The organism is Acinetobacter sp. AB03 (assembly GCF_058107045.1).
The window spans coordinates 907,174-908,032 of record NZ_JBUEBA010000002.1 but is presented as its reverse complement, the minus strand read 5'-3'; the positions used below and the strand labels follow the sequence as shown (position 1 = coordinate 908,032).

Genomic DNA, 859 nt, shown 5'->3' with positions numbered 1-859 from the left:
GTCTTCATAGATTTGAATCCTAATGTGGCCCTGATGATTCGCTTTAACTTACCATGATCACATTCAATGACATTATTTTTATACTTAATCTGCCTGTGCTCAATATCTACTGGACATTTTCCTTCTCGCTTTAATCGTGATAAAGCATGGCCATAGGTCGCTGCTTTATCTGTATTGATGACCCGTGGAATTTGCCATTTTTTCACCGTATTGAAGATCTTTCCTAGAAAACTATAGGCTGATTTACTGTTCCGTCTAGCGGAAAGGTAAAAGTCAATCGTATGACCCCGTTGATCAACTGCACGATACAGGTAAGTCCATCGCCCCTTCACTTTGATATAAGTCTCATCCATATGCCATGAATGTAAATCTGTAGGATTACGCCAATACCAGCGTAACCGTTTTTCCATTTCTGGAGCATAACGCTGAACCCAACGATAAATTGTACTGTGATCCACATTTATGCCTCGTTCAGCGAGCATTTCTGCTTGCCATGATCACATTCAATCACGTTATTTTTATACTTAATCTGCCTGTGCTCAAGGTCTGGTGGACATTTACCTTCCCGTTTTAACCGTGATAAAGCACGTCCATATGTGGGTGCTTTATCCGTGTTGATCACTTGTGGAATTTGCCACTTCTTCACATTATTTAAAATTTTTCCAAGAAAACAATATGCTGATTTGGTATTACGTCTAGAAGAAAGATAAAAATCAATGGTATCGCCACGTTGATCGACTGCACGATACAGATAAGACCATCGTCCATTCACTTTTACATAGGTTTCATCAATATGCCACGAGCTCAGATCTGTAGGATTACGCCAATACCAGCGTAAACGTTTTTCTATTTCAGGAGC

Annotated in this window: 2 pseudogenes; both read right to left on the bottom strand. The window is 39.8% G+C overall.

Annotated elements, in window-relative coordinates:
• Positions 1-485: pseudogene (locus ACY3FQ_RS04765) on the bottom strand (IS6-like element IS1008 family transposase); the annotation flags it as partial.
• A pseudogene (locus ACY3FQ_RS04760) lies at positions 482-859 on the bottom strand (IS6-like element IS1006 family transposase); the annotation flags it as partial. The pseudogenes ACY3FQ_RS04765 and ACY3FQ_RS04760, both read right to left, overlap by 4 nt.